Consider the following 3,549-nt stretch of genomic DNA (forward strand, 5'->3'; position numbering starts at 1 on the left):
CGAAGCCAGATCAAGAATCCTGATTGAGTTCGCCCGTGATCCCGCGCGGCGATGCGCTGGCTAAGAGGGCGGCCAGGACCATGGCCCCGCGTATCTCTTGCTCCGGCTGCCCACGGTCGGGGATAATGCGGCGATGCAAACCGAGCCGCCCAATGCTGACCCGCCAACAAGTCCGCGCCGTTAGGGTCGCTCTCGATACTCTGCCTTTACTGGCTGCCACCTTAAGCCGATCGCCAGCAATCCGGCTCCCCCGATCGCCAGCAATATGACGGACGTCGGTTCCGGAACCACCGTGCCGTTGAGCGAGAAGGCCATATTGAACGTGGGCGGAGTCGTGCCGCCGACGATGTCGGTGCCGATGCGGAGCCAGTCGGGGTCGAGATTAGTGTTGCGGATCCAGGCTTGCAGGTCCGGAGTGAACGCACCGACTCCGGAGTACGGTCGGTTGGCCGAGAGCCAGTAAAACTGGCCGCTGGTTAGGCCGACTTCCGGCTTGAAAAAGTAATGATCGGGCGGCAGCGTGATGCCGCCGGGGAACGTAAGCGTGAAATTCACTCTCTCCCCGGTGACTGGCCCCTCGCCGCCAGTGGTTTGATTGGGGCTGGGATTAATGCCATTGAGTACCGAATTGTTGGCGACGAAATTCCCCCCGGGGAGAATCGAGGAAGTGAAGGTCAGCTCGCCGGCGTTTGCCGAATCGCGCCCCGAGAGTGCGTTGTCCGACGGCGAATTGGTCCGCGTCGGCACGCGGTTGTCGAACACGCCGGAATCTTTTGGAAACACGCGGTAGATTTCGACGGCCACATCGTTGATGCTGCTCAAGGCGGCTCCGCTGGGCAACAGGCCGGTAAACGTGGCTCCGTCGATCCGCGTGGGTTGTGTTAAGACGAAGTCGTCCGCCGCCTCGATTTCGACGTTCCCATTTGCCGCAGTGGCCGGCCGCGTCACGGCTGCCATAAAGTTGTTGGGATCGTCGTTATTGTAAATCACCGTCGCGCAGGCAATGTTCGCGGAGGCCAACATTGCCATAAACCAACATGAAGCCGTCGCTACCCGAAGGAACGCTGGTCGATGCAACGTGAATGTGAGCTGCGTCATAGTTCGCATCTCCGGTTGAAAGGTTAATCCCGCACCCAACTGACCCGCCGCAGAAAGCGCGGACGAAGTATCTGCCGAGTTTTTGAACTCCCGAATGCGTCGGTCTAGCACAGGCAACGCAGGCGTTCAATGAAACTGAAGCGATCGTCGCGACGAGAATCGCCCGACATCGCGAGACCCACCGCAACGCGCTAGCGACGCGGCCCCGCGGGCGATTCGATGATGCATCTCACTAGCGTCGCTGGAGAATAAACGCCACGAGTCGCCAGACAACTCTGTCTCTGACGGGGAGGATTTTATCGCTTGGCGAAGCGCCCGTCAATCATTTCTTGCCGTCGCAAACCTTATATCGAGCGGCGATCGCCGCATTCACCGACGACAGGATAACAGATGGATGGTTGCAGATGAGGAGAGTAGCCGATCAAGGCGAGCTAGCCGACTGGCGCGAGCATCGCACGGCGGATGGGTTCATTGAGCGACGGCCACGCGTCCGTGATCCGCCCAAAATCCAGCCGCCCGCGTCAACCGTGGGACGTTGAGAATCCCGCCCGCCGATGCGATGGCCGGACGGCGGCGGGGATCGCGGCTCCCGTCGCCCGATTATCTGTTGCTCCAGCCGCCCGCGGTCGGGGATAATGCGGCGATGCAAACCGAGCCGCCCAAAGCTGATTTGCCGAAGCAAAAACGCCGCTGGGATCTATCTGAGTTGGATGACGAGTCGGCGCGGTCAGTGGAACATGCCGGCGAATTGCTATCCGACCGCCCATAGCCGTTTTTGCTCGACGCTCTTCAAAGAGCATCTCCACGGCGCCATACCGCGATCGAAAACACATTAAGATCGGTCTACAAGCCAACAATTTGGTGTTATCTCTTCAGCGCGTCTACCGCGTATTATTGCAGTAGTTGAGGCTCCCATGTGAACCGGTAGCGATTTAGGAGAAGGTCCATGCGTGCCAAATTACCCCTCATTCTAGTCGTCTCGCTGATTGCGACGTCCAGCAGCGCCATGGCCGCAGCAAACAATCAGGCGACCCGTGCGACGATCGGCCTGGACGCACTCGATCGCGGCTCGATTCCCGCTGAGATTCGTAAATCATTGCCGTCCAACGTCGTTGCGTTCATCAATGACGACCCGCGACCGGTCTCTGCCTTGGCGTTCACGCCTGACGGTCGAACGCTTGTCTTGGCCCACGAGGGCGGCCCGCGGAAGGGAGATTCGCCCGGCATAATCGAAGTTTGGGATCTTTCCCACAGCGCCCCGCAAAGAACGGCGCAGCTCGATGGCCATCGGGATTGGATCGCGTCACTGGCCATTTCGCCGAACGGCCGGATTCTTGTTTGGGGAGGTGCGAGGTTCGATCAGTCCGTCCACTTCTGGGACCTCTCCGGCCGAAAGCCGAGACCAGCCGCGGTCCTAGCACCTTTCTCGCACTGGTGGCATGTCGCGCTGGTCTTCTCGCCTGACGGCAAGTGGCTCGTCACCGCCAGCGGCAGCGACCAAGGACCGGCCCAACTCTGGGACGTCTCGGCCGGGCCGAAAGATGTAAAGCAGGGACCGGTGCTTCCCGGTCCCGCCTGGGGAATTTCGACGATGGCATATTCACACGATGGCCGATTCCTGGCGGCGGCGCTCGGCTCAGGCCACCAGCATCCCAACGATGGAACGCTGCTCGTTTGGAAGAAGGGCGGCACAGGGTACGAGTTAGTTTCCAAGACCGAAGGCAAAGCGCACGAGATCAGCAGCTTGGCCTTCTCGCCCGCGGATGATGCGTTGGTCACTGGATATGCCGGTGGGGGCTTGAGGATGTGGGACTTTGCTGACGGTGCGATTAAAGAGAAGACTTCGCTCCGAGATGAGGGGAATCCCCTGCGGGTGGTCGCGTTTCTGCCGAGCGGAGGCCGACTGTTTTCCGCGAGAAACGATGGGACCGTGGACGAATGGGATGACAAAGTGGGAAAGGACCAGCAATGGAAACTCGGAGAGTCGCTCACGAGCATGGCCACTGCGCCCCACCAACCCTACTTGGCTGTCGGGCTTAGCGACGGGCAAACGATGATTCTCCATATGCCAAGCATGGCTCCTGATGCGGTTGGCGCCGGCGACGACCACCGCGCTTCGCCCTGCACGCTCAAAGACGCTGGCCCCACCTCTACGCTGAAACCTGACTCGCGTTGAACGTGACGTGTTGCCGTTTTCTCCCAGAATCCCGCCGCCCCGCGTCCAGCCGCGGCAAGGGTGTGAGTTGAGAATCGCGCCTGCCGATGCGTTGGCCAGAGGGCGGCCATGAATCCAGCGGCCACCGACAATCGCTTGCTCCGGCTGCCCGCGGTCGGGGATAATGCGGCGATGCAATCCGAGCAGCCAGCGGCCAACGCGCCGATGAAACCGTCCTTGCCATTCTCCTTTCGCCCGCGGCTCGCGGCGTGGCGTGCGGCTGTCCGAATCAACTT

2 protein-coding genes are annotated in these 3,549 nt (G+C 60.9%); one reads left to right on the forward strand and one right to left on the reverse strand.

Annotation, left to right across the window (positions count from 1 at the left end; genetic code table 11):
- Positions 1 to 180 precede the first annotated feature (180 nt).
- Positions 181 to 1,023 (reverse strand): PEP-CTERM sorting domain-containing protein, encoded by an 843-nt coding sequence (locus VGY55_02605; protein ID HEV2968851.1) that lies wholly within the window; start codon positions 1,021 to 1,023, stop codon positions 181 to 183.
- Positions 1,024 to 2,044: 1,021 nt separating this feature from the next.
- Between VGY55_02605 and VGY55_02610 the strand changes: the two genes are divergently transcribed.
- Positions 2,045 to 3,274, forward strand: a complete 1,230-nt coding sequence (locus VGY55_02610; GenBank protein ID HEV2968852.1) for a WD40 repeat domain-containing protein — start codon at positions 2,045 to 2,047, stop codon at positions 3,272 to 3,274.
- Positions 3,275 to 3,549 lie beyond the last annotated feature (275 nt).

The organism is Pirellulales bacterium (assembly GCA_035939775.1).
GTDB lineage: Bacteria > Planctomycetota > Planctomycetia > Pirellulales > DATAWG01 > DASZFO01.

What these genes read in the sequence shown, in the direction of transcription:
- VGY55_02605 (HEV2968851.1), bottom strand. Translation starts at nt 1,023, where the DNA reads ATGTTGGCCTCCGCGAACATTGCCTGCGCGACGGTGATTTACAATAAC.
- VGY55_02610 (HEV2968852.1), top strand. Translation starts at nt 2,045, where the DNA reads ATGCGTGCCAAATTACCCCTCATTCTAGTCGTCTCGCTGATTGCGACG.